The sequence below is a fragment of the Paenibacillus sp. GM2 genome, assembly GCF_900069005.2.
GTDB lineage: Bacteria > Bacillota > Bacilli > Paenibacillales > Paenibacillaceae > Fontibacillus.
Map to the genome: position 1 here is coordinate 716,747 of NZ_LN831277.1, position 22,823 is coordinate 739,569.

A 22,823-nucleotide genomic window follows, 5' to 3' on the forward strand; every position below is an offset into this window, starting at 1 on the left:
CATGTTGGTACCAAAACGTGTAAAACACCGCAAGCAACAACGCGGTAGTCTGAGAGGCCAAGCAAAAGGCGGCACTGAATTGAACTTCGGTGAATACGGTCTGCAAGCTCTTGAGCCAACTTGGATTACAAACCGTCAAATTGAAGCAGCGCGTATTGCAATGACGCGTTATATCAAACGGGGCGGTAAAGTATGGATTAAAATTTTCCCTGACAAGCCGATTACTCAAAAGCCTCTTGAAGTTCGGATGGGTAGCGGTAAAGGTAACGTAGAGAAGTGGGTTGCAGTTGTGAAACCGGGTAAGATCATGTTTGAACTTGCCGGTGTATCGGAGGAAATTGCTCGTGAAGCTATGCGTCTTGCCGCTCACAAACTGCCAATCAAGACTAAGTTTGTGAAACGTGAAGAATTGGGTGGTGAAGCAAATGAAAGCTAATGAACTTCGCAACTTAACCACTGCTGAGATTGAACAAAAAGTTGCAGGATTTAAAGAAGAACTCTTTAACCTCCGTTTTCAATTGGCTACTGGCCAGCTTGATAACCCGACTCGGATCCGTGATGTGCGTAAGGAAATAGCTCGTGCTAAAACCGTATTACGTCAAAGAGAACTTGGGATTAGCTAATATTGCGCCTGGCTCGGACCAAGCGCGAATGTTCAGGAAGGAGGCTAACCATGAGCGAACGTAACGCCCGTAAAGTGCAAATTGGTAAAGTCGTAAGCGACAAAATGGATAAGACCATTGTTGTAGCAGTAGAAACCTACAAGAAACATGACCTTTATCATAAACGCATGAAATATACGAAGAAATTTAAAGCGCATGATGAAAATAACACAGCTAAAATCGGTGATACTGTTAAAATTGCTGAAACACGTCCGTTGTCTAAAGACAAGCGCTGGAGACTCGTTGAAGTTGTCGAAAAAGCAATTGTTATTTAATAGCACCGTAGTTTCGATTGAAGGGAGGATATAACGATGATTCAACCATTTACACGTTTGAATGTGGCTGATAACTCTGGCGCGAAGGAACTGATGTGCATTCGCGTTTTGGGTGGTACTGGTCGTCGCACAGCACAAATTGGCGATTTGATCGTTTGTTCTGTGAAACAAGCAACACCAGGCGGCGTTGTCAAAAAAGGTGATGTAGTCAGAGCGGTTGTTGTTCGTACAAAACGTTCCGTACGTCGTAAAGACGGTTCTTACATCGCGTTTGATGAGAACGCAGCGGTAGTTGTTAAAGAAGACAAGAGCCCACGTGGTACTCGTATTTTTGGACCAGTTGCCCGCGAACTTCGCGATAAAGACTTTATGAAAATCGTTTCCTTGGCTCCGGAAGTTATCTAATAAAGATAGCGTATCCCAGTGGTACGTTAAGCTGTGCGAAACAGGAGGTGTAAATAGATGCCTAGATTGAAAAAGATTTTGGAATCCCACAACAATAAGCTTCATGTTAAGAAGGATGACACGGTTATCGTGATCTCCGGTAAAGACAAAGGCAAAAAAGGCCGCGTCATCGCCGCTTATCCTCGTGAGAACCGCGTTCTTGTGGAAGGCGTGAACATGGTGAAGAAACACCAAAAGCCGAACCAATTGAATCCACAAGGCGGCATTATCGAGAAGGAAGCTCCGATTCATGTATCGAACGTAATGCACGTTGATCCTAAGAGCGGAAAAGTAACTCGTATCGGTTACAAAGTATTGGACAACGGCAAGAAGGTTCGTGTAGCTAAGAAGTCCGGTGAAGTGATCGATTAATCCAGGAATGATAAGAAAGGAGGTCCATGATTCATGGCAGCTAGATTAAAAGAACGCTATTTGAACGAAGTAACACCTGCTTTGATTCAAAAATTCAACTACTCTACAGTGATGCAAGTGCCGAAAGTTGAGAAAGTAGTTATCAACATGGGTGTTGGTGATGCTGTTGCTAACTCGAAGGTGCTTGACTCTGCAGTTAATGATATGCAACTTATCGCTGGTCAAAAGCCAGTAATCACTCGCGCTAAGAAATCCATCGCTGGTTTCAAACTCCGTGAGAACATGCCAATCGGTGTGAAGGTAACTCTTCGCGGCGAACGCATGTATTATTTCCTCGACAAATTGTTCAACGTAACGCTTCCACGCGTTCGTGACTTCCACGGCGTATCGAACAAAGCGTTTGATGGACGCGGTAACTACACACTTGGTCTTAAGGAACAATTGATCTTCCCTGAGATCGAGTATGACAAAGTAGACAAAGTACGTGGTATGGATATCGTTATCGTTACAACAGCTAAAACGGACGAAGAGTCCCGCGAGCTGCTTACAGGGCTCGGAATGCCATTTGTTAAATAATAAATGGCATAACAGCTCCGAAATTATTTAGGAGGTGTCAGGTTCAGTGGCAAAAACTTCAATGAAAGTTAAACAACAACGTGCGCCAAAATTCAAAGTGCGGGCTTATACTCGCTGCGAACGTTGTGGTCGTCCACACTCAGTATTGCAAAAGTTTAAAATCTGCAGAATTTGCTTCCGCGAATTAGCATATAAAGGCCAGATCCCTGGCGTTAAGAAGGCAAGCTGGTAAACCATCAACAACGGGAAGGAGGTTTCATGAATGAACATTTCAGATCCAATTGCAGATATGCTTACACGTATTCGTAATGCGAACACAGTTCGTCACGAGACGGTGGAAATGCCTGCATCCACGATCAAGAAACAAATCGCTGAGATCTTGAAACGCGAAGGTTTCATCCGTGATGCGGAGTATATCGATGATAATAAACAAGGGATCATTCGTGTTTTCTTGAAATACGGATCCAACAACGAGCGCGTTATTACTGGTTTGAAAAGAATCAGTAAACCAGGTCTTCGCGTCTATACAAAGAGCAACGAAGTTCCTCGCGTTCTCGGCGGCTTGGGTATCGCGATTATCTCTACTTCCAAGGGAGTTATGACCGACAAGGAAGCTCGTCAAGCGAAAGCCGGCGGAGAAGTTCTCTGCTACGTTTGGTAATTAACGTCACAAAACAAGGAGGTGCAGCAAATGTCACGTATTGGTCGCAAACCAATTACAGTACCTAGTGGTGTGGATGTCACACTTAATAATAGCGTCATTACAGTGAAGGGCCCTAAAGGCACTTTGACTCGTGAGATTCATAAGGACATTAAGGTAACGGTTGAAGACAACCAAATCCTCGTAGAACGTCCTTCTGATAATAAATTGCATCGTTCTCTGCACGGTACTACTCGCAGTGTAGTGAGCAACATGGTGAGCGGGGTAACTGAAGGTTATTCCAAAACTCTTGAACTAGTTGGTGTCGGATACCGCGCAAGCAAATCCGGCGAGAAACTGGTACTCAACGTGGGTTACTCCCATCCGGTAGAAATCACTCCGGAAGCAGGAATCGAATTTGAAGTCCCTGCCAACACAAAGATCATCGTTAAAGGGATCAGCAAAGAACGCGTAGGCGAATATGCTGCGAAAGTTCGTGCTGTACGTGCACCTGAGCCTTACAAAGGTAAAGGTATTAAGTACGAAGGCGAACGTATTATTCGTAAAGAAGGTAAAGCTGGTAAGAAGAAATAATGTTTCTTCTTATTGTGCTTGCCTGAGGGTAGCATAATCGAAATGGTTTGAAGGTAAACCGAAGGGAGTGAAATGAAAGTCATGATCACTAAAGGCGATAAGAATAAAGCACGTCTGAAAAGACATCTGCGTGTACGTAAAAAAGTGACTGGTACGGCTGAACGTCCAAGACTGAACGTATTCCGTTCCTCCAAACACATCTATGCTCAATTGATCGATGATGTGGCTGGTGTAACGATCGTATCCGCTTCGACAGTTGAAAAAGAACTGAACGGTGAAATCAAAAACGGCGCTAACGTTGAATCCGCACGTAAAGTTGGAGAAATGATCGCTAAGCGTGCACAAGAGCAAGGCAAGAAAGTTGTGGTATTCGACCGCGGCGGTTACTTGTATCATGGACGAATTCAAGCTTTGGCAGAAGCAGCTCGTGAAGCAGGTCTTGAATTCTAAAATATTTATAAAAGGAGGTAAATCACTTGCGTGTAGATCCGAACACTTTAGAACTGACTGAAAGAGTAGTACACATTAACCGTGTTGCTAAAGTAGTTAAAGGCGGACGTCGTTTTAGCTTTAGCGCACTGGTAGTTGTCGGTGACGGCAAAGGCTGGGTTGGTGCTGGTATCGGTAAAGCTGGCGAGGTTCCAGATGCGATTCGCAAAGGTATTGACGATGCGAAGAAAAATCTTATCTACGTACCAATCGTAGGGACTACAATCCCTCACTTGGTAACTGGACGTTTTGGCGCTGGTAGCGTTCTGTTGAAACCAGCATCAGAAGGTACAGGAGTTATCGCCGGTGGTCCTGTTCGTGCGGTTCTCGAACTTGCAGGCGTAGGCGACATTCTTACAAAATCTTTAGGTTCTTCGAATTCCATCAACATGGTCAACGCGACTTTGGAGGGTCTTTCCCGTCTGAAACGCGCTGAAGATGTTGCGAAATTACGCGGTAAATCCGTCGAAGAACTACTCGGTTAAGGAGGGAATTCTCATGGCTAAATTGCAAATTACCCTCGTGCGTAGTTTGATCGGACGTCCGGAGAACCAACGTACTACCGTGAAAACATTGGGACTTCGCAAAATTAACCAAACCGTGGTTCATACTGATAATCCTGCTATTCGTGGCATGGTTAACCAAGTAAGCCATCTGGTTAAGGTTCAAGAGATTGCGGAGTAATCTGAAGCGATAACTGCATTCAGTACTAACTGACCCGCATAAAGCGGGTTAACGTTATGGGCTAATGCCAACAATAAATAAGGAGGTGCAACGAACGATGAAGTTACATGAGCTTTCCTCAGCTGCTGGTTCCCGTCACGAACGCAAACGCGTTGGCCGCGGTACTGGTAGCGGTATGGGTAAAACATCTTCGCGTGGTCACAAAGGTCAAAACGCTCGTTCCGGCGGTGGTGTTCGTCCGGGCTTCGAAGGCGGTCAAAACCCGTTGTATCGTCGCTTGCCAAAACGCGGATTTATCAATCCGACGCGGAAAGAGTATGCGATTGTGAACATCGAGGAACTTAACAGCTTTGCGGCGGGTACAGAGGTTACTCCTGAACTGTTGATGGATCAAGGTATCGTGAAAAACGCTAAAAGCGGCATCAAGATTCTTGGCAACGGTGAAGTTACTGTCAAATTGACGGTTAAAGCTAATAAGTTCTCTCAATCTGCGGTAGAGAAAATCGAGGCTGCCGGCGGTAAAACCGAGGTGATCTAATGTTTAAAACCATTAAGAACATTTGGCACGTGAAGGACCTGCGCACACGTATTCTGTTTACATTGTTTATCTTTATCATCTATCGGATCGGATCCTTCGTTCCGGTTCCGGGTGTTGATACCCGGGTGTTTGAGACGGTCAACAATGCAGGAAGCGACTTGTTCGGGTTCCTGAACACCTTCTCGGGCGGTGCTCTCAAGAACTTCTCCATCTTTGCGCTCGGGATCATGCCGTATATTACGGCGTCCATTATTGTTCAACTACTCTCTATGGATGTCATTCCGAAATTTGCGGAATGGGCGAAACAAGGGGAGTATGGCAAGAAGAAAATGGCCCAGATTACCCGCTACGGTACGGTAGTTCTGGCATTGATTCAAGCGTTTGCGACTTCGATCGGATTCAACCGCTTGTATGGTACTGAGATGGTGCCTAACGCAACATTTGCGAGTTATCTTGTCATCGCTATCGTGTTGACAGCAGGTACTTCGTTCTTGATGTGGCTTGGTGAGCAGATTACAGACAAAGGGATCGGCAACGGGATTTCGCTGATTATCTTTGCCGGGATCGTCGCTGCGTTCCCGTCTCATATCCAGAGTATTGCCCGCTCCGAATTTATCGTTGAAGGACAAACCTTCATGAATGTGGTAAAGGCGATTGCAATCGTATTGGTCTGCGTACTTATCGTTATTGGTGTAATTTACATCCAACAAGCGATTCGTAAAATTCCAGTGCAATATGCTAAGCGCGTGGTGGGCAATAAGATGTATGGTGGCCAGAATACACATATTCCGCTGAAGATTAACTCGGCGGGCGTTATTCCAGTCATCTTTGCTGTCTCGCTTCTGCAATTCCCGGTTATCATTGCCAGCTTCTGGTCAACTCATGGCTGGGCACGCTGGGTGAGCCAGAACCTCGCTATTGACCATGCATTAGGTATGGTGCTTTATGTTGTGATGATTATCGGATTCACGTTCTTCTACACCTTCGTGCAGATGAACCCGCAGCAGCTTGCTGAGAACATGAAGAAAAATGGCGGATTTATTCCGGGCATTCGTCCGGGTAAAGCGACACAAACGTATTTGACACGGGTATTGACGCGTCTGACAATGACAGGAGCTCTGTTCCTGGCTGTGATTTCAATTCTTCCAGTTGGTTTGGGCGCTTTGGCTAACCTGCCTAAGACTGTACAAATCGGCGGAACCTCGATTCTGATCGTAATTGGTGTTGCACTGGATACGATGAAGACGATTGAGGGACAATTGATTAAGCGGCACTATAAAGGCTTTATTAATAAATAGTAGATAGGTACCAGGCCGAGTTTGAACTTTAGCTCTCCTGGCGCCTATTATGCTGTTTCTTGTAAGGAGATTCTAGGAGGGAGTGAAAAAAACATGAACGTTTTATTCATGGGGCCTCCTGGAGCAGGTAAAGGGACACAAGCTGAGGTTATCGTTAATGAATTCGGCATTCCGCATATTTCGACAGGCGATGCATTTCGTCTGGCGATGAAGCAGGGTACTCCTGTTGGAATGAAAGCGAAGGAGTATATTGATAAAGGCCTCCTGGTGCCTGATGATGTTACAGTTGGCATTGTTCGTGAGCGCCTGCAGCAGTCCGATTGCGAAAATGGTTTTTTATTGGACGGTTTTCCAAGAACCCTTTCGCAAGCGGAAGCGCTGGAAGAACTGCTGAACGGGCTTGGCAGAAAGCTGGAGCATGTCATTAACCTGAAGGTAGATCGTGACAAGCTGATGGCGCGTCTTACCGGACGTCGTATCTGCAAGTCATGCGGATCTACGTACCATGTGATCTTTAATCCTCCTGCTCAGGAAGGTGTTTGTGATAAGTGCGGCGGTGAGCTGTACCAACGCTCCGACGACAACGAAGAGAGCGTAGGCACTCGGCTGGACGAATATATCAACAAAACTGCACCTCTCCTCAAGTTTTATGAAGATAAAGGTTTGCTTCGTCAAGTTGATGGAGAACAGGAAATTGATTCGGTTTCCAAAGAGATCGTATCTATACTGCGAGGTCAGGTGTAATGATCATATGTAAATCCGAAACGGAACTAGGCTTTATGAGAGAAGCAGGGCGGATCGTCGCGGAAACGCACAGGCTCATGGCGCAATCAATCGAGCCTGGAATTACGACGGGTGAACTCGATCACATCGCCGACAAGTTCATACGCAGTCAAGGCGCTTTGCCGTCTTTTAAGGATTACAACGGTTTTCCTTACAGCATTTGCGCTTCGGTCAACGATGAATTGGTACATGGCTTTCCCGGCAAACGCAAATTGAACGAAGGCGACATCATTACGCTTGATATAGGTGCGCAATATCGTGGCTATCATGGAGACTCGGCGTGGACGTATCCAGTTGGTGAAATATCCGCTGAGGCACAGAAACTTCTGGATGTGACAGAAGGATCTCTGTTCGCTGGCCTGGCTCTTGTTAAACCCGATGTGCGCTTATATACGATATCGCATGCAATCCAACGTTACATTGAAGATGCAGGCTTCTCGGTCGTTCGTGAATATGTCGGTCACGGCGTAGGAACTGAACTGCATGAAGAGCCGCAGATTCCGAATTACGGTACGCCTGATCGCGGACCTAGGCTCAAAGCGGGTATGGTGCTTGCTATTGAACCGATGGTCAATGCGGGAGAGCGATTCGTAAGAACGCTGGAAGATAATTGGACAGTCGTTACGGTGGACGGTTCACTTTGTGCTCATTTTGAGCATACAGTAGCAGTCACGGCGGACGGCATGGAGATCCTTACCAAGCTGGATGAGTAGGTGGTTATCATGATGCACCGCTCTGTACCACAAGTTGGCCAGCTGGCGAAGGTGCTGAAAGGCAGAGATGCAGGCGACGTTTATGTGATCATTGAGATTGTGGATGACCGGTTCGTGTTGATCGCGAATGGAGACAAACGCAAATTCGATCAGCCTAAACGTAAGAACGTTCAACATCTTGAACTTCAGTCCATGATCAGCAGCGAGGTTGTTCAAAGTTTGCAAGAAAGCGGTAGGGTGACAAACGGTAAACTGCGTCATGCAGTTAGCGTATATATAGCATCCGCCAATGCTAATGCCGAAGAGAAAGGAGACTGAATGTGTCCAAAGAAGATGTCATTGAAGTAGAAGGAACGGTGGTTGAGCCGTTGCCTAACGCTACCTTCAAGGTAGAGCTTGAGAACGGTCATCAAATTCTCGCTCACGTATCCGGTAAATTGCGGATGCACTTTATTCGGATTCTGACGGGAGACAAAGTGGTGGTTCAATTATCACCATATGATCTGACCAAGGGACGTATCACGTATCGTAAATAGATACCATATCTTTTACTTTTATTTTGTGGTACTATATTAAGGTTGATTGAAGTTTAGTCTTTACAGTATGATGGAATAGTCTGTATTACAGGCTGCTATCGAGACAAGTTTTACGATACGTAAGACTTGTTCATCTTTGTGAAGAGGGCTTTGCCAAGCAGAGCTCGATCACAATGTTAGAAGTTAGGATTGCACTGCAACCTAGCTAATCCTTAGGAAGAGAGTTTTGCTTCGCAAAACTTTAGGGAGGTAGTCAACATGAAGGTAAGACCTTCTGTAAAGCCTATTTGCGAAAAATGCAAAGTCATTCGTCGCAAAGGCCACGTCATGGTGATTTGTGAAAATCCAAAGCACAAACAAAAACAAGGTTAAAGAAGGGGGTGTAGCGTAAAATGGCACGTATAGCTGGTGTGGATTTGCCACGTGATAAACGCGTTGAGATCGCCTTAACTTACATTTTCGGAATCGGTAAAACGACTTCCCAGAAAATCCTGAGCACAACAGGCATCAGTCCGGACACTCGTGTTCGTGATTTGACGGAAGATGAGGTTAGCAAACTACGCGAAACGATCGACAAGACGGTCAAGGTTGAAGGTGACCTGCGTCGTGAAATTTCTTTAAATATTAAGCGTTTGATCGAAATCGGATGCTACCGCGGTGTACGTCATCGTCGTGGCCTGCCTGTTCGCGGACAACGTACAAAAACGAATGCCCGTACTCGTAAGGGTCCTCGTCGTACTGTAGCGAACAAGAAGAAATAAGAAGGGAGGATAACTGAACAATGGCTAAACCAAAAAAAGTCGTACGTACAAAACGTCGTGATCGCAAAAATATTGAGTCTGGTGTAGCACATATCCGCTCCACCTTCAACAATACGATCGTTACGATTACAGACCCACATGGCAACGCAATTTCATGGGCAAGCTCCGGCGGTCTTGGATTTAAGGGTTCCCGTAAATCCACTCCGTTTGCTGCACAAATGGCAGCTGAATCTGCTGCAAAAGCAGCTATGGAACATGGCATGAAAACTGTCGAGGTTATGGTTAAAGGTCCTGGAGCCGGCCGTGAAGCCGCTATCCGCTCTTTGCAAGCGGCAGGCCTTGAAGTTAACATGATTAAAGACGTGACTCCGATTCCTCACAATGGATGCCGTCCTCCAAAACGCCGTCGTGTATAATGAAGCCGCATCTAGTGTGGTATAGCAACAGCATATTTTGGTAACAATGGTTGTTTAGGCATACTACATGATAAGACTTCAGTAGACATGGCAGTTTGCGTAGGAACGAGTGTTTGAAGGAGGGGTACTTTCGTGATAGAAATCGAAAAGCCGAAAATTGAGACCGTTGAAGTTAACGATGAAGGCACCTATGGTAAATTTGTAGTGGAACCACTAGAGCGTGGTTATGGCACCACTTTGGGTAACTCGCTTCGCCGGATTTTGCTATCTTCCCTGCCTGGTGCTGCGGTAACCTCGGTCCAAATCGATGGTGTTCTGCATGAATTCTCGACTGTCCCAGGTGTAATGGAGGACGTGACGGAAATCATTCTGAACCTGAAGGCTCTTTCACTTAAAATCCATTCGGATGAGGAGAAAATCCTTGAGATCGATGCGGAAGGTGAAGGAGTAGTTACAGCAGGAGATATCCGTGCGGACAGCGATGTGGAAATCCTGAATCCGGAGCTTCATATTGCAACGCTGGAGCCGGGTTCGAGACTTCATATGCGCATTTATGCGGGACGTGGTCGTGGTTATGTTCAAGCAGATCGTAATAAACGAGACGATCAGCCGATCGGAGTCATTCCCGTCGATTCGATCTATACCCCGATTACTCGCGTCAATTACGTTGTAGAGAATACCCGTGTTGGCCAAGTGACCAACTATGACAAGCTGACGCTTGAAGTATGGACCGATGGCAGCATTAAACCTGAAGAAGCGGTTAGTCTCGGAGCAAAAATTTTGACCGAGCATCTCTTTCTGTTCGTTGGGTTGACTGACGAAGCGAAGGACGCTGAAATCATGGTTGAGAAGGAAGAAGACAAGAAAGAGAAAGTTCTTGAAATGACGATTGAAGAGCTCGATCTGTCCGTTCGTTCTTATAACTGTCTCAAACGTGCCGGCATCAATACGGTGCAAGAGCTGACCACGAAGACGGAAGAAGATATGATGAAGGTGCGTAACCTGGGTCGTAAATCTTTGGAAGAGGTTCAAGAGAAGCTCGAGGAGCTTGGTTTAGGACTTCGTACGGAAGAATAAACTCTTTTTATTGAATCGTCTCTAGCGAAGGAGGGAAAACTCAAATGGCATACCAAAAGTTGGGCCGTAATTCCAGTGCTCGTAAAGCTTTGTTTCGTGACCTGGTAACCGACCTGTTCTTATATGAACGTATCCAAACGACGGAGGCTAAAGCGAAAGAAGTTCGTTCAATCGCTGAGAAGCTGATCACCAAGGCAAAACAGGGAGATCTGCATGCTCGTCGTCAAGTTGCAGCTTATGTTCGTCGTGAATCCATCGACGGTCAGCAAGATGCAATTCAAAAACTGTTCTCGGAGCTGGCACCACGCTACTCTGAGCGTCCAGGCGGATACACTCGTATCTTGAAATTGGGACCACGCCGCGGTGACTCTGCGCCTATGGTTTACTTGGAACTGGTAGACCGCGCTTAATACCGGGGATAACCCATTGTACGTGAAACTCTCTGTCGGCTCGGCTTATGTGGCTTAGCTAGCGGAGAGTTTTTCTGTGCAAAGGGAAGTTTTTATATCAAGTTCAAAGAGATCATTTTTCTGCACCGAAGCCTAAGATTTAATGTGCGTTTTACCAAACGCTTTAGTTGGAAGAAGCCGGGTTCTTGGGGACAAGTACGTCGTTGGTACGTAAACACCGAGGCCCGGCTGAATTCAAGCTGCGATGCCGAATCTGCTTTTTGAACGCCTCTAACCTTATTGTTTACCGGAGGGAGGATCTTAATGCGTAACCTGTTAATGACCGTCAGCTATGATGGAACTGAATATTTCGGGTTTCAGACCCAGCCCGATGGCAATACCATTCAGGATCATCTGGAGACAGCGATTCTAGGGTTGACAGGCGAGGTTGTGAAGATCCACGGTTCGGGGCGTACAGATGCTGGGGTTCATGCCAGAGAGCAGCCTTTCCATATGCATACGGAATCGAAGATTCCGGTGGATCGCTGGAGAATGGCGCTGAATGGCCGGCTGCCGGCCGATATACGCGTAACGGATGTGCAGGAGGTCTCGCTGTCTTTTCATGCCCGCCGATCGGCAAAACGGAAGACCTATAGATTCTCGATCAACGCGAATCGGGTGCCTGATGTATTTAACCGTCGTTATCAAGTTCATCATCCTGGTCGGTTAAATGTGGAGGGCATGCAGGAGGGTCTGAAGTATTTGATTGGAACTCATGACTATACTTCCTTTGCTTCTCGTCATTCGACCAAGGCGAGCCATGTGCGTACGATTTATAAGGCCTGGATTGAAGTAGATCGGTCGGGGAAGTGCTCCGGTTCGCATGAGCAGGGGGTCATCCATATATTTATGACCGGGAGCGGCTTTCTGCAGCATATGGTGCGGATTATCGTGGGTACTCTGCTTCAGGTAGGCGAGGGTAAACGGAAGCCGGAGGATATGAAGAGAATATTAGAGGCCTACGATCGTGCTGCCGCCGGACCAACCGCAGAGAGTAAAGGGCTGATGTTGTGGGAGGTTCTCTATGAGGAGGCGGATCTCACTGCAGGTGATCTAACCGATCCGAATAATTACGAAACTTAATCGTACCTATGTCCGTACATGAATACAGAATGAGTCAATTACGTTACTATTAGGAGGTAATGTTGTATGAGATGTCCTGTGTGCGATGATGTTCGGATGAGAGAGATTGAGAAGGATGGAGTTATGATTGATGTCTGTCCGGAATGTAAAGGTGTATGGTTGGATCGTGGTGAACTGGAGAAGCTGATGAGTGAGGTGCGTGAGATCAGACCGGCTTTTAATGAGTGGTATGATCATCGGGATCAGTCGCAGCAGCATACCAATCACTCAGCAAATCATGGCCACGGCTATGGGGATCCTTATGCCGGGAAGCATAATCAGGGGTACAACAACAAGTATAGGAAGAAGAAGTCTGTGCTCGATGTATTTGGAGATCTTTTTGACTGATTTCATTCAAAAAACACTTGCGCATTACTTTTTCATCCTGTAAAATAGAAGTTGTGTTTCTTAATGGCTATCCCACAGCCCCGATTAAGAATACACAGTACGTTAATTTACGAAATGCTTGATTAGTAATTGACAATGAACGAAGATAAATGAACCATTTGAACGAGAATGAAGGAGGATCATTACATGCGTACCACCTACATGGCGAAGCCAGCTGAAGTTGAGCGCAAATGGCACATCATTGATGCCGAAGGCAAAACGCTGGGCCGTCTGGCTAGCGAAGTTGCTGCACTTATCCGCGGCAAACATAAACCAAGCTTTACTCCACACGTTGACGGCGGTGACTTTGTGATCGTAATCAACTCTGAGAAGATTGCTCTTACTGGCAAGAAGTTGGATAACAAGAAATACTATCGTCATTCCCTGCATCCAGGCGGTTTGAAAGTGACTGTTGCTAAGGATCTTTTGAACACGAAACCTGAACGCGTCATTGAATCGGCTGTATTCGGAATGTTGCCTAAGACTCGCATGGGCGAGAAGATGAAGCTGAGATTGAAAGCTTATGCTGGCACAGAGCATCCACATGCAGCACAAAAACCTGAAGTTTACGAACTTCGCGGATAATAAAAAGGGAGGACAGTTTCATGGCACAAGTACAATACTATGGGACAGGTCGTCGTAAACATTCGGTAGCTCGTGTTCGCCTTGTACCGGGTGAAGGACGCATTGTCATTAATAAGCGTGATATCAATGAATATTTCGGTCTGGAAACTCTTAAACTGATCGTAAAACAACCTTTGACTTTGACGGAAACGCTTGGCAGCTATGACGTAATCGTTATTGCTCATGGCGGTGGTATCTCCGGTCAAGCAGGCGCAATTCGCCACGGTATTTCCCGTGCGTTGCTCAAGGCTGACCCTGAATTCCGTCCTGCATTGAAAAAAGCAGGATTCCTGACTCGTGACCCACGGATGAAAGAACGTAAGAAATACGGTCTCAAAGCCGCTCGTCGCGCACCACAATTCTCGAAGCGTTAATATTTGCATTATATGCCTCTGGCCATTTGGTCAGGGGCTTTTTGCATTTTATTGAAGATATGAGTATAGGAATCATCCTTAACCGTATTCCTGAATATAAATAAAATGGTGGAAACTGGCGAGTTGCTTTGGTATATTCAGCTTGTTAAACAAATTATTATAGAAAGGAGGTAATTCTATGTCTAACTCAAGAACGCTAAAATGGGTTACTGGGGGCCTGGAAATTTTCTTCGGTATTCCGCTTATCGGCGGGCTGATTATTGTGGGAACTTCATACATACCGCTGTTCATCATGTTTGTACTACATATTATTACATTAGTCTTGTCGGCAAATAATAACGAATCGAAATATGGTTCGATTGTCGGGATCGTTACCTCGGTCGTCGCCTGGATTCCTATCCTGGGTATGATTATGCACTTGATTACTGGCCTTCTTCTTATGATTAGCGCGGCCCAGAAGCCATCAGACCATTATACGGACTCCACCTACAGATTTTAATATTGAATTAAAGCGCCCAAATGGGTGCTTTTTTATTGACTTCTATCTGGAAATATTTATACTATAAATTGATAATTCAAATCTGATTAGTAGGACTTATTCCAAGACAGGGGGCGGAGCATGAATTTACTGGAGAAAGAGGCACTGATTGAGGAGAAAGCTGTAGAGTTTGAGTCGGCTACGCCGCAGGAGATTATCGCTTGGGCAGTTGAGACATTTCCCAACATAACCTTTGCCTGCAGCTTCGGCGCGGAGGATGTCGTGCTTGTAGACATGCTTCAGAAGATTAGTCCAAAGACGGATATCTTCTATCTGGATACCGACTTTCATTTCAAGGAGACCTATGAGACCCGGGATCGGCTAGTGGGGAGATACGGTCTAGAGTTCGTGAGAGTATCCCCGGAAATTACACCAGAGGAGCAGGAGCAGCAATATGGTGTGGAATTATGGAAAAGCAATCCGAACGCCTGCTGTAACATCCGTAAGGTAGCTCCGTTAAGCACGACTTTATCCAAATATGAGGCCTGGATAACTGGAATCAGACGCGATCAGGCTCCAACAAGAGCAAATGCCAAGAAGATTGAATACGATGTGAAGTTTGGACTTGTCAAATTCAATCCGATTGCAGACTGGTCCAGCGAAGATGTATGGAACTACATTCGGGAACATAATCTCGTATACAACCCATTGCATGATCAGAATTACCCAAGTATCGGCTGCGAACACTGTACACGACCGGTTATGCCAGGAGAAGATCCGCGTGCAGGCCGCTGGGCAGAATCAGAGAAGACAGAGTGCGGATTGCATAAATAATGCATAGGATGAGGCTAATGAGTAGGGAGGATACAGTATGACTGCAATTTCACCACATGGTGGTACGCTCGTCAACCGACTGGTCACAGGCGAGGAACGCGAACATTTGCTAGAGGATGCAAAGAAGCTGAAATCGGTGCTTATCAATGGCTGGACCATCTCTGATCTCGATTTGATTGGAGTTGGCGCATTTTCTCCCTTAACAGGTTTTCTGAACGAGGACGATTATCATTCTGTGGTTAAGCAGATGCGGCTTGCAGACGGCACGGTATGGAGCATTCCAATTACCTTGTCGGTTAGCGAACAGGAAGCTGCGGAGCTCTCTATTGAAGAGCGGATTGCCTTAGTGGGTGAGCAGGATGGCATAGTATATGGCGTGCTTGAAGTAGGAAGTATTTATAAGGTAGATCAACTGTATGAGGCCAAACAAGTATTTAAGACGACAGATCCAGAGCATCCAGGTGTTAAGAAGCTGCTGGAGCGTTCACCTATTTATATTGGCGGATCGGTGCAAGTGCTGCATCGTCCGAGACCGGGCCGCTTTACAGAATTCTATTACGATCCAGCACAGACTCGGCGTATATTCGAGGATAAGGGATGGGATACAGTGGTCGGCTTCCAGACGAGAAATCCGGTTCATCGGGCTCATGAATATATCCAGAAGAGTGCAATGGAGATTGTCGACGGCTTATTCCTTAATCCGCTAGTTGGCGAGACGAAGTCGGATGATGTGCCAGCGGATGTGAGAATGCAGAGTTACCTGGTGCTGTTGGACAATTATTATCCACAAGATCGTACATTTCTTGGCGTGTTTCCGGCAGCGATGCGCTATGCAGGTCCGCGGGAAGCGATCTTTCACGCCATGGTTCGCAAAAATTATGGCTGTACCCATTTTATCGTTGGACGCGACCATGCGGGTGTAGGGGATTATTATGGGACTTACGAAGCACAGGAGATATTCAGTCATTTTACGGCAGAGGAATTAGGGATTACGCCCTTATTTTTTGAGCATAGCTTCTTCTGTACAAAATGCGGCAATATGGCTTCAAGTAAGACGTGCCCGCACCCCGCAGAGGATCACCTGACCTTGTCCGGAACCAAGGTGAGAGGATTGCTTCGCGAAGGAATTTGTCCTCCGCCTGAATTTACTCGTCCCGAAGTCGCGAGAGTACTGATCGAAGGAATGAGTCATCAGGTTGTTATATAGGTAGTTTAACACTAGGGTCTAAGCGAATGCCTTACGAAGTTCTGTTTCCTGTTTAAACGTTACGGATGATCTTGTACGAACCGTGAGCCAATGCTTCCGAGCCCGTTTTCTCCAAAAAGGTGTAGCTTCTTTAGTCCTTACCTTCATCCAACTGCAGCGTTTGGAAAAACACACATTGGAAGGATAAGTTTCAGTGCTGAAAATCGGCCTTTTTGAACATGCACTTATATAATCGAAGCGTAAACTTGTAATATTTGTCCACCTCGTCCCATATAGATGATTAGTGTCATTTATGGGATGGAGGTGGCTTTTTTATGGACTCCGAGGATAAAGTAAATGTCTGGCTGAAGTTAAATCATATCAAGTGGGGACTGCTTGGAATTGGACTGCTTGGATTATTGATTGGATTTGCAAAATATGAAGTTCCGGCCATAAAGACCGCCAGCTATTGGAGTCTGCCGCTGGCGGGGACGACGATTGCTCTCGACGCGGGTCATGGAGGACCGGATGGCGGTGCGGTAAGCAAGCAGGGGGTCATTGAAAAGGATATTAACCTGGCAGTAACGCTGTACTTGCGGGATTACCTGCAGCAGGCCGGTGCGCTCGTATTTATGACGAGGGAAGAAGATCGCGATTTGGCGAGTGCGGATACAAAAGGGTATAAGAAGCGCAAAACGGAGGATTTGACGCGGCGGGTTCGTTATATTGAGGAGAAGAAGGCAGGGTTGTTCGTCAGCATTCACATGAATAGTGTTCCCTCCTCACGCTGGAGCGGGGCGCAAACCTTCTTTTCAACCAATAATGGGGATAGCGTAACACTGGCCGAGTATATTCAGGATGAGCTGCGTAAGAATCTAAATAATACGGACAGGGTTGCCAAGCGTTCCGATAAGTCGGTGTATTTGCTGGAGGAATTAAAAATTCCTGCGGTATTGGTAGAAGTCGGATTCTTATCGAACCCGGAGGAAGCCAGATTGCTTGGGGATGAGAAGTACCAACAGAAAGTGGCGGCTTCGATTTATCAAGGTATTATGAAATATATTTCTAAAAAAGAAAGTGGAAGCAAAGCNCGTAACACTGGCCGAGTATATTCAGGATGAGCTGCGTAAGAATCTAAATAATACGGACAGGGTTGCCAAGCGTTCCGATAAGTCGGTGTATTTGCTGGAGGAATTAAAAATTCCTGCGGTATTGGTAGAAGTCGGATTCTTATCGAACCCGGAGGAAGCCAGATTGCTTGGGGATGAGAAGTACCAACAGAAAGTGGCGGCTTCGATTTATCAAGGTATTATGAAATATATTTCTAAAAAAGAAAGTGGAAGCAAAGCAGACCACACCAGGAAATGATATAATTAATATCATATTTATACTGATTATTCGATTACTAAATAGATCCGGGGTGTTGTCTGTGTTAACGAAGGAACAGCTTGAGGCCATACTTAGACCTATTGCAGAGCCTGTATTGGGCCGTAGCTTGATCGATTTGAATTGGATACGCAATGTAATGATCAAGGAAGAGAAGGTTTCTTTGACAGTAATCAGCTTGAAGCAGGATGAGAAGACGCGCCAAAAGCTGGAGGAGGAGGTACGTTTCCGTCTTCAGGAAGCTGGCGTCAACAACGTGCACATGCGCTTCCGCGAGCCTTCCGAGCATGAGCGTCAGGAAGCGGGACAAGCCGTGACGTCCAATGAAACCGAAGGAAATGCATCACAAGGGCCACGGGGACATGGAGCAGGGCTGGAGCAATTATCGATCCTGGATCCTAAATCCGGAGTGCATTTCATCGCAATCGCCAGCGGCAAAGGCGGAGTTGGCAAGTCCACGGTCGCTGTAAATTTAGCGGTAGCACTGGCCCGTCTGGGTAAAAGGGTCGGATTGATTGATGCCGATATCTATGGCTTCAGCGTTCCGGATATGATGGGGATCGAGACAGCTCCGGCGATCGAGGATGGGGTTATTCAGCCAGTGGAGAGATTCGGCGTTAAGGTAATGTCGATGGGCTTCTTCATCCAGGAGAACACACCTGTGATCTGGCGCGGACCGATGCTCGGGAAGATGCTGCGACAATTTTTCGCTGATGTCCATTGGGGAGAACTGGATTATATGCTGCTTGACCTGCCGCCGGGAACGGGGGACGTAGCGCTGGATGTACATCAGATGATTCCTCAAAGCCGCGAGATTATTGTAACAACACCACATGCGACGGCGGCCTTCGTAGCTGCCAGAGCCGGGGCTATGGCGCTGAAGACCGAGCATGAAGTGCTTGGTGTGGTGGAGAATATGGCCTATTATGAATGTTCGGATTGCCATAAGAAGGACTATATCTTTGGTCGTGGTGGTGGGGCACGCTTAGCCGAGACACTGCATACGAATCTGCTGGCGCAAATTCCGCTTGGAACGCCGGACAACCATCCATCGGAACCAGACTTCTCTCCTTCGATTTATAAGGAGGATACACCAACCGGACGTATTTATGGCGAGATCGCGGATACTGTCATCGCAAAATGTCAAAAAGACTGAACCTAAAGGGTTCAGTCTTTTCTTTATATATCGAAAGTGGAACTGATTAAGCTTAGCTTTCTTCGCCGGAGTCGCTGTCACCGCCTTGTTTCTTTTGCTCTCCGCCATTCTTGCCGCCTTGACTTTCACCTTGATTCTGGTTCTCACCTGATTTCTCAACCTTAGGGATGAGCTGCTCTTGAACCACCGTCTTGAGCAGGTCCATAACCTCCATTTTGAAAAGAGGGCTCTGCATCGCTTCCTGCATGATAGTCATCGTCTGCTTCCGATAGTCCGATGTCTTGGTCAAGTCCAGGAACATCTGCATGATTTCAGGTGATTTCATCATTTCCTGCATCGATTTTTGATAAGTCGGATCTTTGATCAGGTCCATATGCAGCTGCTTGTTTTGAGCGCTAATCGCCTTGGCAAAATTCCCGGCAAATTGAGGATCGGTCATAATCTTCTCAATTTCTTTTTTGTATTGTGGAGAGGTGATCGTATCCTTTACAGCCATTCTGACTTCCTCAGAGGTGTGGGAAGGCAGGAGCATCTTGATTCCATAACTTCCGCCACCCGAACCACCCGAACTGTTGCCTGATCCGGAGGAGCCTCCGGAGTCTGATCCAGACCCAGAACCGGATTCAGATCCAGAGCCGGACTCAGAGGAAGAGCTTGAACTGCTGCCGGATTCGGTCTGCGGTGAACTTAACGCTTCATAAATCGCCTTTTTACCGTCGTCGGTTTTTAAAATGTCGATAACCATCGATTTTGTATCTTTATATCCGCCTTGGGAAGATTGCGATGAGCCTTGATCAGAGCCGCATGCCGTTAATGTAAGTGTAAGTATGATGCATAATGACCAGCGGTAATAACCCACCCACTTCATGGTTCCAGCCTCCTTATGAGTATCAATGTTTGTAGTATGTGGCTAAAAAAAAGAATTATCCGAGTGAAAACGATGGTTTTTTGCTGCCATCATTGGTAAAATATTTCGGTAGTGGGAGGTGGCTTATTTGAATTTAAAAAGATGGTTGCATTTATTCTGGACGACCTTGGTGGTTGGAGCCGCCGGTTCGCTCGTGATTGGTCTGGCTCTGCAGTTGACGGATACTATGAAGCTGAACGGGACGGCAGATCTTTTTGTCAATATCGGTTTATTGTTAGGTGTTGGGGTCATGGTAAGCGTATATTCCCAAATGGGATTCTTCGCATATATGATGGTCAATTATATGGGAACGGGTGTGTTCTCCCGTAGAACCTGGCAATATGTTCAGCTTGTATTGACAGCGCTGGCCTTATTTGAATTAATGTTTCTGCGGATTTTTGTAGGCGGTAACAAAAGTTCTTACTCCGATGTTGTATTGGGGGGGATTATTTTGCTTGTCGCCATAGCTGTGGCCTATTTCAAAGCAAAAATGACTAATGGCTCCGCATGGATCCCTACATTATTCTTCATGATTGCCGTAACCATTGTAGAGACGATCGGCGTGCTGAAGATTGAGGTGGATCAGGCGACCGCCTGGATTGCCGGTCCATTGATTGCCTGTAATGCCTATCAGATATTGATTTTGCACCGCGTATTAAAACCTAAACAGTCTCCACAGATACATAGTCAAGAAATGATCAATTAGGAATTATTCGAAAGAATAAAATGTAAAAGGGACCTTCTATCTCTGTAAGAACGGAGATAGGGTCCCTTTTTTTATAAATACAGTTCTGGTCGATTACATCCCAGCCGCTGTATCGATCTGCTCTTGAATCCAGGCCTGATCGCGGACCTCGGTTCCTTTTACCCCTGCTTCCTGAAGCAAATCAGTGACTGTTACAAAGTCATATCCCTTTTGCCGCAATTGATCGATAATAGCAGGGAGGGCTTCATGCGTCTGCTTGGCTGAATCGCTGGCATGCAGGAGAACAATATCACCTGGATGCGCTTTGTTAACGACGCGATTAACGATTTTGTCGACGCCTTTATTTTGCCAATCCTGAGAATCTGTATCCCATTGAATTACTTTGTAACCAAGTCCATCAGCAATGGATAACACACGTTTGTCAAAATCGCCATTAGGAAGACGCAGCAGGTTTGGTGCTTTTCCGGTTAATTCGGTTAAAATAGAATGGGCTGTAGTAATTTGCTTGGAGATTTCTTCATCGGTCAATTCGCTGTAGTTATCATGTTTGTGTCCATGGCTGCCAATTTCAAATCCTTGTTCCTGGATTGCTTTCACAATTTCCGGATGACTTTTTCCCCAAGGGGATGAGATGAAGAAGGTTGCTTTCTGAACATTTTTGTCCTTGAGTACTTTCAGAATGGGTTCTGCCCGTTTGTCTCCCCAACTGATATCGAAGGTCAGGGCAATCACTTTCTTCTCCGTAGGTACACTGTAGATGGCGGCGGGGCTGCTTTCTTCGGAGAATACGGTGATATGGCTCTGCTCCACATAGACGATACCTGCTGCAAACAGGGCCGCCGCAAAAACAAAGAAAAACCTTTTGATTTTCTTCCCGTTAAGGACATAGAAGAAGTTGTTCATGCTTTGATTAGCCCCTCTCGTTATCAGAATGAATTTCGCTTGTACAATATATGCCTGTACCTTTCGGGAATATGACCTTTCTTGTCCCAAAAGTTTAGGAGAGGGTCAAAGCCTTCTTGTGCTCCTGAAGTAATCAAACTATCTATTGGAGGAGATATCATGCTGTCATTTCGCTTGTTTCTGCGTGATTTACGAAAATATAAAAAGTCGCTTTGGGTCTCGCTAGCTTTCTTTGCCGTCGGCATTTTGATGGGAGCGGTGGAGACGGAGCGGATCACTAACCTGGTCATGCCTGATATTGAGACATTGCGAAATTATAGCGAGCAATTATCCCAATCCGCAGTACCAGAGCTAAGCTTTTTTAAATTTATCTTTCTGAATAATGTGTTTAAAAGCCTGGGGGTTATTTTCTTGGGTGCATTGTTTGGTATATTGCCAGCCGTGTTCCTGCTGATGAATGGGCTTGTTCTTGGTTTCCTAGTCACCACCTCGGCACAGCATGGGGCCAATTTATTTGATCTCATTGTAAAAGGACTGCTGCCTCATGGAATTATCGAGATCCCGGCCATCATTATGGCTGCTGCCTTTGGGATTCAGTTCGGTTACTATGTGCTTAAAGGTCTTGGAGAGCTGGGGGCCCGGGATCGCAGTGAGCGAACGATCCAATGGCGGGAGTTCTTTAACTCGCTCATTAGAGCAGCTTTTTGGACGGTGGCATTGCTGTTGATTGCGGCGGTAATTGAAAGTACGCTCACTTTTTACTTGGTTCGTTAATATTGATGTCATAATTTTCCCAAAAACTGTGCATAACAGTAAAGCGGTCAAAAGCCGCGAATAGGTTATGTGCAGTTAGGGATATGGCAGATAGATATTAACTGAGTCGATAGAGGAGCTGTATTTATGTTGGGAATGATGTTCAATGATAAAGAATGCAAGGAGCTCGACTATGTTCTGCGCAAAGAACTGGACGAGATGCTGCTTGATATGAGCGATCAGCGTTTGGATCAGGATATCCGCGACGCGATCGCCAAGAGATATAAAACTGTATTTCGCATGTACGCTCGGTTCGCCCCCTCCAAAGAGCTCTCCAAATACGCTAGAAATTCACGCTTCCCTCGGGTCAAGCAATAGGATAAAATTGTATTTGACTTTGCTGTTCGTAATGTGATAAATTATGAAACGTTCCGATTTTTGACGGAATAAGTTGCCAAAACGCAGTAGTTCGAATTGATCATTAAAAAGCCAAAAAAACTATTGCAAAATATGAAACAACATGTTATATTATAAAAGTCGCCGCTGAAACGCAGCGACGTGCGAAAGTGAAGTTGATCTTTGAAAACTGAACAACGAGTGAGCGGGTTTCACGTCAAGTGAAATCTAAGAAATAAGTCAGATTCAAAATGAGCTAATCGCTCTTTTCAATGAGCAACACTTTATTGGAGAGTTTGATCCT

The 22,823-nt window shown here is 46.0% G+C and carries 37 protein-coding genes and 1 pseudogene; 36 read left to right on the forward strand and 2 right to left on the reverse strand.

The features are described 5' to 3' along the window. The first annotated feature begins 1 nt into the window (after position 1). From rplP to BN1360_RS06815, 33 genes and pseudogenes are all read left to right on the forward strand, one after another. Entirely contained in the window at positions 2 to 436 is a 435-nt protein-coding gene (gene rplP, locus BN1360_RS06655; RefSeq protein WP_019635775.1) for a 50S ribosomal protein L16, read from the forward strand. Beyond that, positions 426 to 623: a 50S ribosomal protein L29 gene (gene rpmC / locus BN1360_RS06660; protein ID WP_068779108.1), complete on the forward strand. Its 198-nt coding sequence runs from the start codon at positions 426 to 428 to the stop codon at positions 621 to 623. The genes rplP and rpmC overlap by 11 nt, the downstream gene beginning before the upstream one ends. A gap of 50 nt (positions 624 to 673) precedes the next feature. Further along, positions 674 to 937 (forward strand): 30S ribosomal protein S17, encoded by a 264-nt coding sequence (gene rpsQ / locus BN1360_RS06665; protein WP_068779109.1) that lies wholly within the window; start codon positions 674 to 676, stop codon positions 935 to 937. 36 nt (positions 938 to 973) lie between these two features. Then, positions 974 to 1,342 (forward strand): 50S ribosomal protein L14, encoded by a 369-nt coding sequence (rplN, locus tag BN1360_RS06670; protein WP_068779110.1) that lies wholly within the window; start codon positions 974 to 976, stop codon positions 1,340 to 1,342. A gap of 57 nt (positions 1,343 to 1,399) precedes the next feature. Continuing rightward, a complete protein-coding gene (gene rplX, locus BN1360_RS06675) occupies positions 1,400 to 1,753 on the forward strand; it encodes a 50S ribosomal protein L24 (protein WP_018753983.1) in 354 nt (117 codons plus the stop codon). Between the two features lie 33 nt (positions 1,754 to 1,786). After that, positions 1,787 to 2,329, forward strand: coding sequence for a 50S ribosomal protein L5 (gene rplE, locus BN1360_RS06680; RefSeq protein ID WP_068779111.1), 543 nt, complete (start codon positions 1,787 to 1,789; stop codon positions 2,327 to 2,329). Positions 2,330 to 2,375: 46 nt separating this feature from the next. After that, positions 2,376 to 2,561: a type Z 30S ribosomal protein S14 gene (locus BN1360_RS06685; RefSeq protein ID WP_010348808.1), complete on the forward strand. Its 186-nt coding sequence runs from the start codon at positions 2,376 to 2,378 to the stop codon at positions 2,559 to 2,561. A gap of 30 nt (positions 2,562 to 2,591) precedes the next feature. After that, positions 2,592 to 2,990 (forward strand): 30S ribosomal protein S8, encoded by a 399-nt coding sequence (rpsH, locus tag BN1360_RS06690; protein ID WP_068779112.1) that lies wholly within the window; start codon positions 2,592 to 2,594, stop codon positions 2,988 to 2,990. Between the two features lie 30 nt (positions 2,991 to 3,020). Next, positions 3,021 to 3,563, forward strand: coding sequence for a 50S ribosomal protein L6 (gene rplF / locus BN1360_RS06695; protein ID WP_068779113.1), 543 nt, complete (start codon positions 3,021 to 3,023; stop codon positions 3,561 to 3,563). 81 nt (positions 3,564 to 3,644) lie between these two features. Next, the gene (gene rplR, locus BN1360_RS06700; protein WP_068779114.1) at positions 3,645 to 4,013 is read left to right on the forward strand and encodes a 50S ribosomal protein L18; all 369 of its coding nucleotides are present in this window, start codon (positions 3,645 to 3,647) and stop codon (positions 4,011 to 4,013) included. 26 nt (positions 4,014 to 4,039) lie between these two features. Next, positions 4,040 to 4,537, forward strand: a complete 498-nt coding sequence (gene rpsE / locus BN1360_RS06705) for a 30S ribosomal protein S5 (RefSeq protein WP_068779115.1) — start codon at positions 4,040 to 4,042, stop codon at positions 4,535 to 4,537. Positions 4,538 to 4,550: 13 nt separating this feature from the next. Next, entirely contained in the window at positions 4,551 to 4,736 is a 186-nt protein-coding gene (gene rpmD / locus BN1360_RS06710) for a 50S ribosomal protein L30 (protein ID WP_068779116.1), read from the forward strand. 97 nt (positions 4,737 to 4,833) lie between these two features. After that, positions 4,834 to 5,274 carry a 50S ribosomal protein L15 gene (rplO, locus tag BN1360_RS06715; RefSeq protein ID WP_068779117.1) on the forward strand — a complete coding sequence of 147 codons (441 nt, stop codon included), beginning with the start codon at positions 4,834 to 4,836 and terminating at the stop codon, positions 5,272 to 5,274. Next, positions 5,274 to 6,572, forward strand: coding sequence for a preprotein translocase subunit SecY (secY, locus tag BN1360_RS06720; protein ID WP_068779118.1), 1,299 nt, complete (start codon positions 5,274 to 5,276; stop codon positions 6,570 to 6,572). The genes rplO and secY overlap by 1 nt, the downstream gene beginning before the upstream one ends. Before the next feature lie 93 nt (positions 6,573 to 6,665). Continuing rightward, positions 6,666 to 7,316, forward strand: a complete 651-nt coding sequence (locus BN1360_RS06725; RefSeq protein ID WP_068779119.1) for an adenylate kinase — start codon at positions 6,666 to 6,668, stop codon at positions 7,314 to 7,316. Then, the gene (gene map, locus BN1360_RS06730; RefSeq protein ID WP_068779120.1) at positions 7,316 to 8,068 is read left to right on the forward strand and encodes a type I methionyl aminopeptidase; all 753 of its coding nucleotides are present in this window, start codon (positions 7,316 to 7,318) and stop codon (positions 8,066 to 8,068) included. The genes BN1360_RS06725 and map overlap by 1 nt, the downstream gene beginning before the upstream one ends. Before the next feature lie 9 nt (positions 8,069 to 8,077). Then, the gene (locus BN1360_RS06735) at positions 8,078 to 8,386 is read left to right on the forward strand and encodes a KOW domain-containing RNA-binding protein (RefSeq protein WP_068779121.1); all 309 of its coding nucleotides are present in this window, start codon (positions 8,078 to 8,080) and stop codon (positions 8,384 to 8,386) included. A 2-nt stretch (positions 8,387 to 8,388) separates the two neighbouring features. Further along, entirely contained in the window at positions 8,389 to 8,604 is a 216-nt protein-coding gene (infA, locus tag BN1360_RS06740; protein WP_068779122.1) for a translation initiation factor IF-1, read from the forward strand. Between the two features lie 258 nt (positions 8,605 to 8,862). Beyond that, a complete protein-coding gene (gene rpmJ, locus BN1360_RS06745; protein WP_068779123.1) occupies positions 8,863 to 8,976 on the forward strand; it encodes a 50S ribosomal protein L36 in 114 nt (37 codons plus the stop codon). A 20-nt stretch (positions 8,977 to 8,996) separates the two neighbouring features. Next, on the forward strand, positions 8,997 to 9,365 hold the full coding sequence (rpsM, locus tag BN1360_RS06750; RefSeq protein ID WP_068779124.1) for a 30S ribosomal protein S13: 369 nt from the start codon (positions 8,997 to 8,999) through the stop codon (positions 9,363 to 9,365). A gap of 20 nt (positions 9,366 to 9,385) precedes the next feature. After that, positions 9,386 to 9,781 carry a 30S ribosomal protein S11 gene (gene rpsK, locus BN1360_RS06755; RefSeq protein ID WP_009226663.1) on the forward strand — a complete coding sequence of 132 codons (396 nt, stop codon included), beginning with the start codon at positions 9,386 to 9,388 and terminating at the stop codon, positions 9,779 to 9,781. A 132-nt stretch (positions 9,782 to 9,913) separates the two neighbouring features. Next, positions 9,914 to 10,858, forward strand: coding sequence for a DNA-directed RNA polymerase subunit alpha (locus tag BN1360_RS06760; protein WP_068779125.1), 945 nt, complete (start codon positions 9,914 to 9,916; stop codon positions 10,856 to 10,858). A 44-nt stretch (positions 10,859 to 10,902) separates the two neighbouring features. Continuing rightward, positions 10,903 to 11,268: a 50S ribosomal protein L17 gene (gene rplQ / locus BN1360_RS06765; protein WP_068779126.1), complete on the forward strand. Its 366-nt coding sequence runs from the start codon at positions 10,903 to 10,905 to the stop codon at positions 11,266 to 11,268. Between the two features lie 303 nt (positions 11,269 to 11,571). Beyond that, complete coding sequence (gene truA, locus BN1360_RS06770; RefSeq protein ID WP_068779127.1) at positions 11,572 to 12,390, forward strand: tRNA pseudouridine(38-40) synthase TruA; 819 nt, start codon at positions 11,572 to 11,574, stop codon at positions 12,388 to 12,390. Positions 12,391 to 12,456: 66 nt separating this feature from the next. Then, positions 12,457 to 12,777 (forward strand): TFIIB-type zinc ribbon-containing protein, encoded by a 321-nt coding sequence (locus BN1360_RS06775; protein ID WP_068779128.1) that lies wholly within the window; start codon positions 12,457 to 12,459, stop codon positions 12,775 to 12,777. Positions 12,778 to 12,963: 186 nt separating this feature from the next. After that, positions 12,964 to 13,401, forward strand: a complete 438-nt coding sequence (rplM, locus tag BN1360_RS06780) for a 50S ribosomal protein L13 (RefSeq protein ID WP_068779129.1) — start codon at positions 12,964 to 12,966, stop codon at positions 13,399 to 13,401. A 20-nt stretch (positions 13,402 to 13,421) separates the two neighbouring features. Then, positions 13,422 to 13,814, forward strand: a complete 393-nt coding sequence (rpsI, locus tag BN1360_RS06785; RefSeq protein ID WP_068779130.1) for a 30S ribosomal protein S9 — start codon at positions 13,422 to 13,424, stop codon at positions 13,812 to 13,814. A 178-nt stretch (positions 13,815 to 13,992) separates the two neighbouring features. Next, positions 13,993 to 14,313, forward strand: coding sequence for a hypothetical protein (locus tag BN1360_RS06790; protein WP_068779131.1), 321 nt, complete (start codon positions 13,993 to 13,995; stop codon positions 14,311 to 14,313). A 120-nt stretch (positions 14,314 to 14,433) separates the two neighbouring features. Beyond that, entirely contained in the window at positions 14,434 to 15,126 is a 693-nt protein-coding gene (locus tag BN1360_RS06795) for a phosphoadenylyl-sulfate reductase (protein WP_068779132.1), read from the forward strand. A 37-nt stretch (positions 15,127 to 15,163) separates the two neighbouring features. After that, positions 15,164 to 16,333: a sulfate adenylyltransferase gene (gene sat / locus BN1360_RS06800; RefSeq protein WP_068779133.1), complete on the forward strand. Its 1,170-nt coding sequence runs from the start codon at positions 15,164 to 15,166 to the stop codon at positions 16,331 to 16,333. A 314-nt stretch (positions 16,334 to 16,647) separates the two neighbouring features. Next, on the forward strand, positions 16,648 to 17,433 hold the full coding sequence (gene cwlD / locus BN1360_RS06805) for an N-acetylmuramoyl-L-alanine amidase CwlD (RefSeq protein ID WP_068779134.1): 786 nt from the start codon (positions 16,648 to 16,650) through the stop codon (positions 17,431 to 17,433). Next, positions 17,411 to 17,680: pseudogene (locus tag BN1360_RS06810) on the forward strand (N-acetylmuramoyl-L-alanine amidase); the annotation flags it as partial. The gene cwlD and the pseudogene BN1360_RS06810, both read left to right, overlap by 23 nt. Positions 17,681 to 17,741: 61 nt before the next feature. Continuing rightward, positions 17,742 to 18,854, forward strand: a complete 1,113-nt coding sequence (locus tag BN1360_RS06815) for an Mrp/NBP35 family ATP-binding protein (RefSeq protein WP_068779136.1) — start codon at positions 17,742 to 17,744, stop codon at positions 18,852 to 18,854. 52 nt (positions 18,855 to 18,906) lie between these two features. On the opposite strand, the gene gerD is transcribed toward BN1360_RS06815, so the two are convergent. Further along, positions 18,907 to 19,722, reverse strand: a complete 816-nt coding sequence (gene gerD / locus BN1360_RS06820) for a spore germination lipoprotein GerD (RefSeq protein WP_068779137.1) — start codon at positions 19,720 to 19,722, stop codon at positions 18,907 to 18,909. 127 nt (positions 19,723 to 19,849) lie between these two features. On the opposite strand from gerD, the gene BN1360_RS06825 reads away from it, so the two are divergent. Next, a complete protein-coding gene (locus BN1360_RS06825) occupies positions 19,850 to 20,467 on the forward strand; it encodes a KinB-signaling pathway activation protein (RefSeq protein ID WP_068779138.1) in 618 nt (205 codons plus the stop codon). Positions 20,468 to 20,560: 93 nt separating this feature from the next. Here BN1360_RS06825 and pdaB read toward each other — a convergent pair whose 3' ends face one another. Beyond that, positions 20,561 to 21,370: a polysaccharide deacetylase family sporulation protein PdaB gene (gene pdaB / locus BN1360_RS06830; protein WP_068779139.1), complete on the reverse strand. Its 810-nt coding sequence runs from the start codon at positions 21,368 to 21,370 to the stop codon at positions 20,561 to 20,563. A 159-nt stretch (positions 21,371 to 21,529) separates the two neighbouring features. On the opposite strand from pdaB, the gene BN1360_RS06835 reads away from it, so the two are divergent. Both BN1360_RS06835 and BN1360_RS06840 read left to right on the forward strand, forming a co-directional pair. After that, the gene (locus tag BN1360_RS06835; RefSeq protein WP_068779140.1) at positions 21,530 to 22,144 is read left to right on the forward strand and encodes a stage II sporulation protein M; all 615 of its coding nucleotides are present in this window, start codon (positions 21,530 to 21,532) and stop codon (positions 22,142 to 22,144) included. Between the two features lie 126 nt (positions 22,145 to 22,270). Further along, a complete protein-coding gene (locus BN1360_RS06840) occupies positions 22,271 to 22,501 on the forward strand; it encodes a hypothetical protein (protein WP_068779141.1) in 231 nt (76 codons plus the stop codon). Positions 22,502 to 22,823 lie beyond the last annotated feature (322 nt).

Coding starts and splice junctions, on each gene's coding strand:
- rpsQ (WP_068779109.1), top strand. CDS start 674: ATGAGCGAACGTAACGCCCGTAAAGTGCAAATTGGTAAAGTCGTAAGC.
- secY (WP_068779118.1), top strand. CDS start 5,274: ATGTTTAAAACCATTAAGAACATTTGGCACGTGAAGGACCTGCGCACA.
- rplM (WP_068779129.1), top strand. CDS start 12,964: ATGCGTACCACCTACATGGCGAAGCCAGCTGAAGTTGAGCGCAAATGG.
- rplR (WP_068779114.1), top strand. CDS start 3,645: ATGATCACTAAAGGCGATAAGAATAAAGCACGTCTGAAAAGACATCTG.
- sat (WP_068779133.1), top strand. CDS start 15,164: ATGACTGCAATTTCACCACATGGTGGTACGCTCGTCAACCGACTGGTC.
- pdaB (WP_068779139.1), bottom strand. CDS start 21,370: ATGAACAACTTCTTCTATGTCCTTAACGGGAAGAAAATCAAAAGGTTT.
- rplQ (WP_068779126.1), top strand. CDS start 10,903: ATGGCATACCAAAAGTTGGGCCGTAATTCCAGTGCTCGTAAAGCTTTG.
- gerD (WP_068779137.1), bottom strand. CDS start 19,722: ATGAAGTGGGTGGGTTATTACCGCTGGTCATTATGCATCATACTTACA.
- BN1360_RS06840 (WP_068779141.1), top strand. CDS start 22,271: ATGTTGGGAATGATGTTCAATGATAAAGAATGCAAGGAGCTCGACTAT.
- BN1360_RS06735 (WP_068779121.1), top strand. CDS start 8,078: ATGATGCACCGCTCTGTACCACAAGTTGGCCAGCTGGCGAAGGTGCTG.
- rpsK (WP_009226663.1), top strand. CDS start 9,386: ATGGCTAAACCAAAAAAAGTCGTACGTACAAAACGTCGTGATCGCAAA.
- rpsH (WP_068779112.1), top strand. CDS start 2,592: ATGAACATTTCAGATCCAATTGCAGATATGCTTACACGTATTCGTAAT.
- truA (WP_068779127.1), top strand. CDS start 11,572: ATGCGTAACCTGTTAATGACCGTCAGCTATGATGGAACTGAATATTTC.
- BN1360_RS06795 (WP_068779132.1), top strand. CDS start 14,434: ATGAATTTACTGGAGAAAGAGGCACTGATTGAGGAGAAAGCTGTAGAG.
- rpmJ (WP_068779123.1), top strand. CDS start 8,863: ATGAAGGTAAGACCTTCTGTAAAGCCTATTTGCGAAAAATGCAAAGTC.
- rplE (WP_068779111.1), top strand. CDS start 1,787: ATGGCAGCTAGATTAAAAGAACGCTATTTGAACGAAGTAACACCTGCT.
- rplP (WP_019635775.1), top strand. CDS start 2: ATGTTGGTACCAAAACGTGTAAAACACCGCAAGCAACAACGCGGTAGT.
- map (WP_068779120.1), top strand. CDS start 7,316: ATGATCATATGTAAATCCGAAACGGAACTAGGCTTTATGAGAGAAGCA.
- BN1360_RS06775 (WP_068779128.1), top strand. CDS start 12,457: ATGAGATGTCCTGTGTGCGATGATGTTCGGATGAGAGAGATTGAGAAG.
- rpmD (WP_068779116.1), top strand. CDS start 4,551: ATGGCTAAATTGCAAATTACCCTCGTGCGTAGTTTGATCGGACGTCCG.
- BN1360_RS06725 (WP_068779119.1), top strand. CDS start 6,666: ATGAACGTTTTATTCATGGGGCCTCCTGGAGCAGGTAAAGGGACACAA.
- rpsI (WP_068779130.1), top strand. CDS start 13,422: ATGGCACAAGTACAATACTATGGGACAGGTCGTCGTAAACATTCGGTA.
- BN1360_RS06835 (WP_068779140.1), top strand. CDS start 21,530: ATGCTGTCATTTCGCTTGTTTCTGCGTGATTTACGAAAATATAAAAAG.
- rplF (WP_068779113.1), top strand. CDS start 3,021: ATGTCACGTATTGGTCGCAAACCAATTACAGTACCTAGTGGTGTGGAT.
- rplN (WP_068779110.1), top strand. CDS start 974: ATGATTCAACCATTTACACGTTTGAATGTGGCTGATAACTCTGGCGCG.
- BN1360_RS06790 (WP_068779131.1), top strand. CDS start 13,993: ATGTCTAACTCAAGAACGCTAAAATGGGTTACTGGGGGCCTGGAAATT.
- rplX (WP_018753983.1), top strand. CDS start 1,400: ATGCCTAGATTGAAAAAGATTTTGGAATCCCACAACAATAAGCTTCAT.
- rpmC (WP_068779108.1), top strand. CDS start 426: ATGAAAGCTAATGAACTTCGCAACTTAACCACTGCTGAGATTGAACAA.
- rpsM (WP_068779124.1), top strand. CDS start 8,997: ATGGCACGTATAGCTGGTGTGGATTTGCCACGTGATAAACGCGTTGAG.
- rplO (WP_068779117.1), top strand. CDS start 4,834: ATGAAGTTACATGAGCTTTCCTCAGCTGCTGGTTCCCGTCACGAACGC.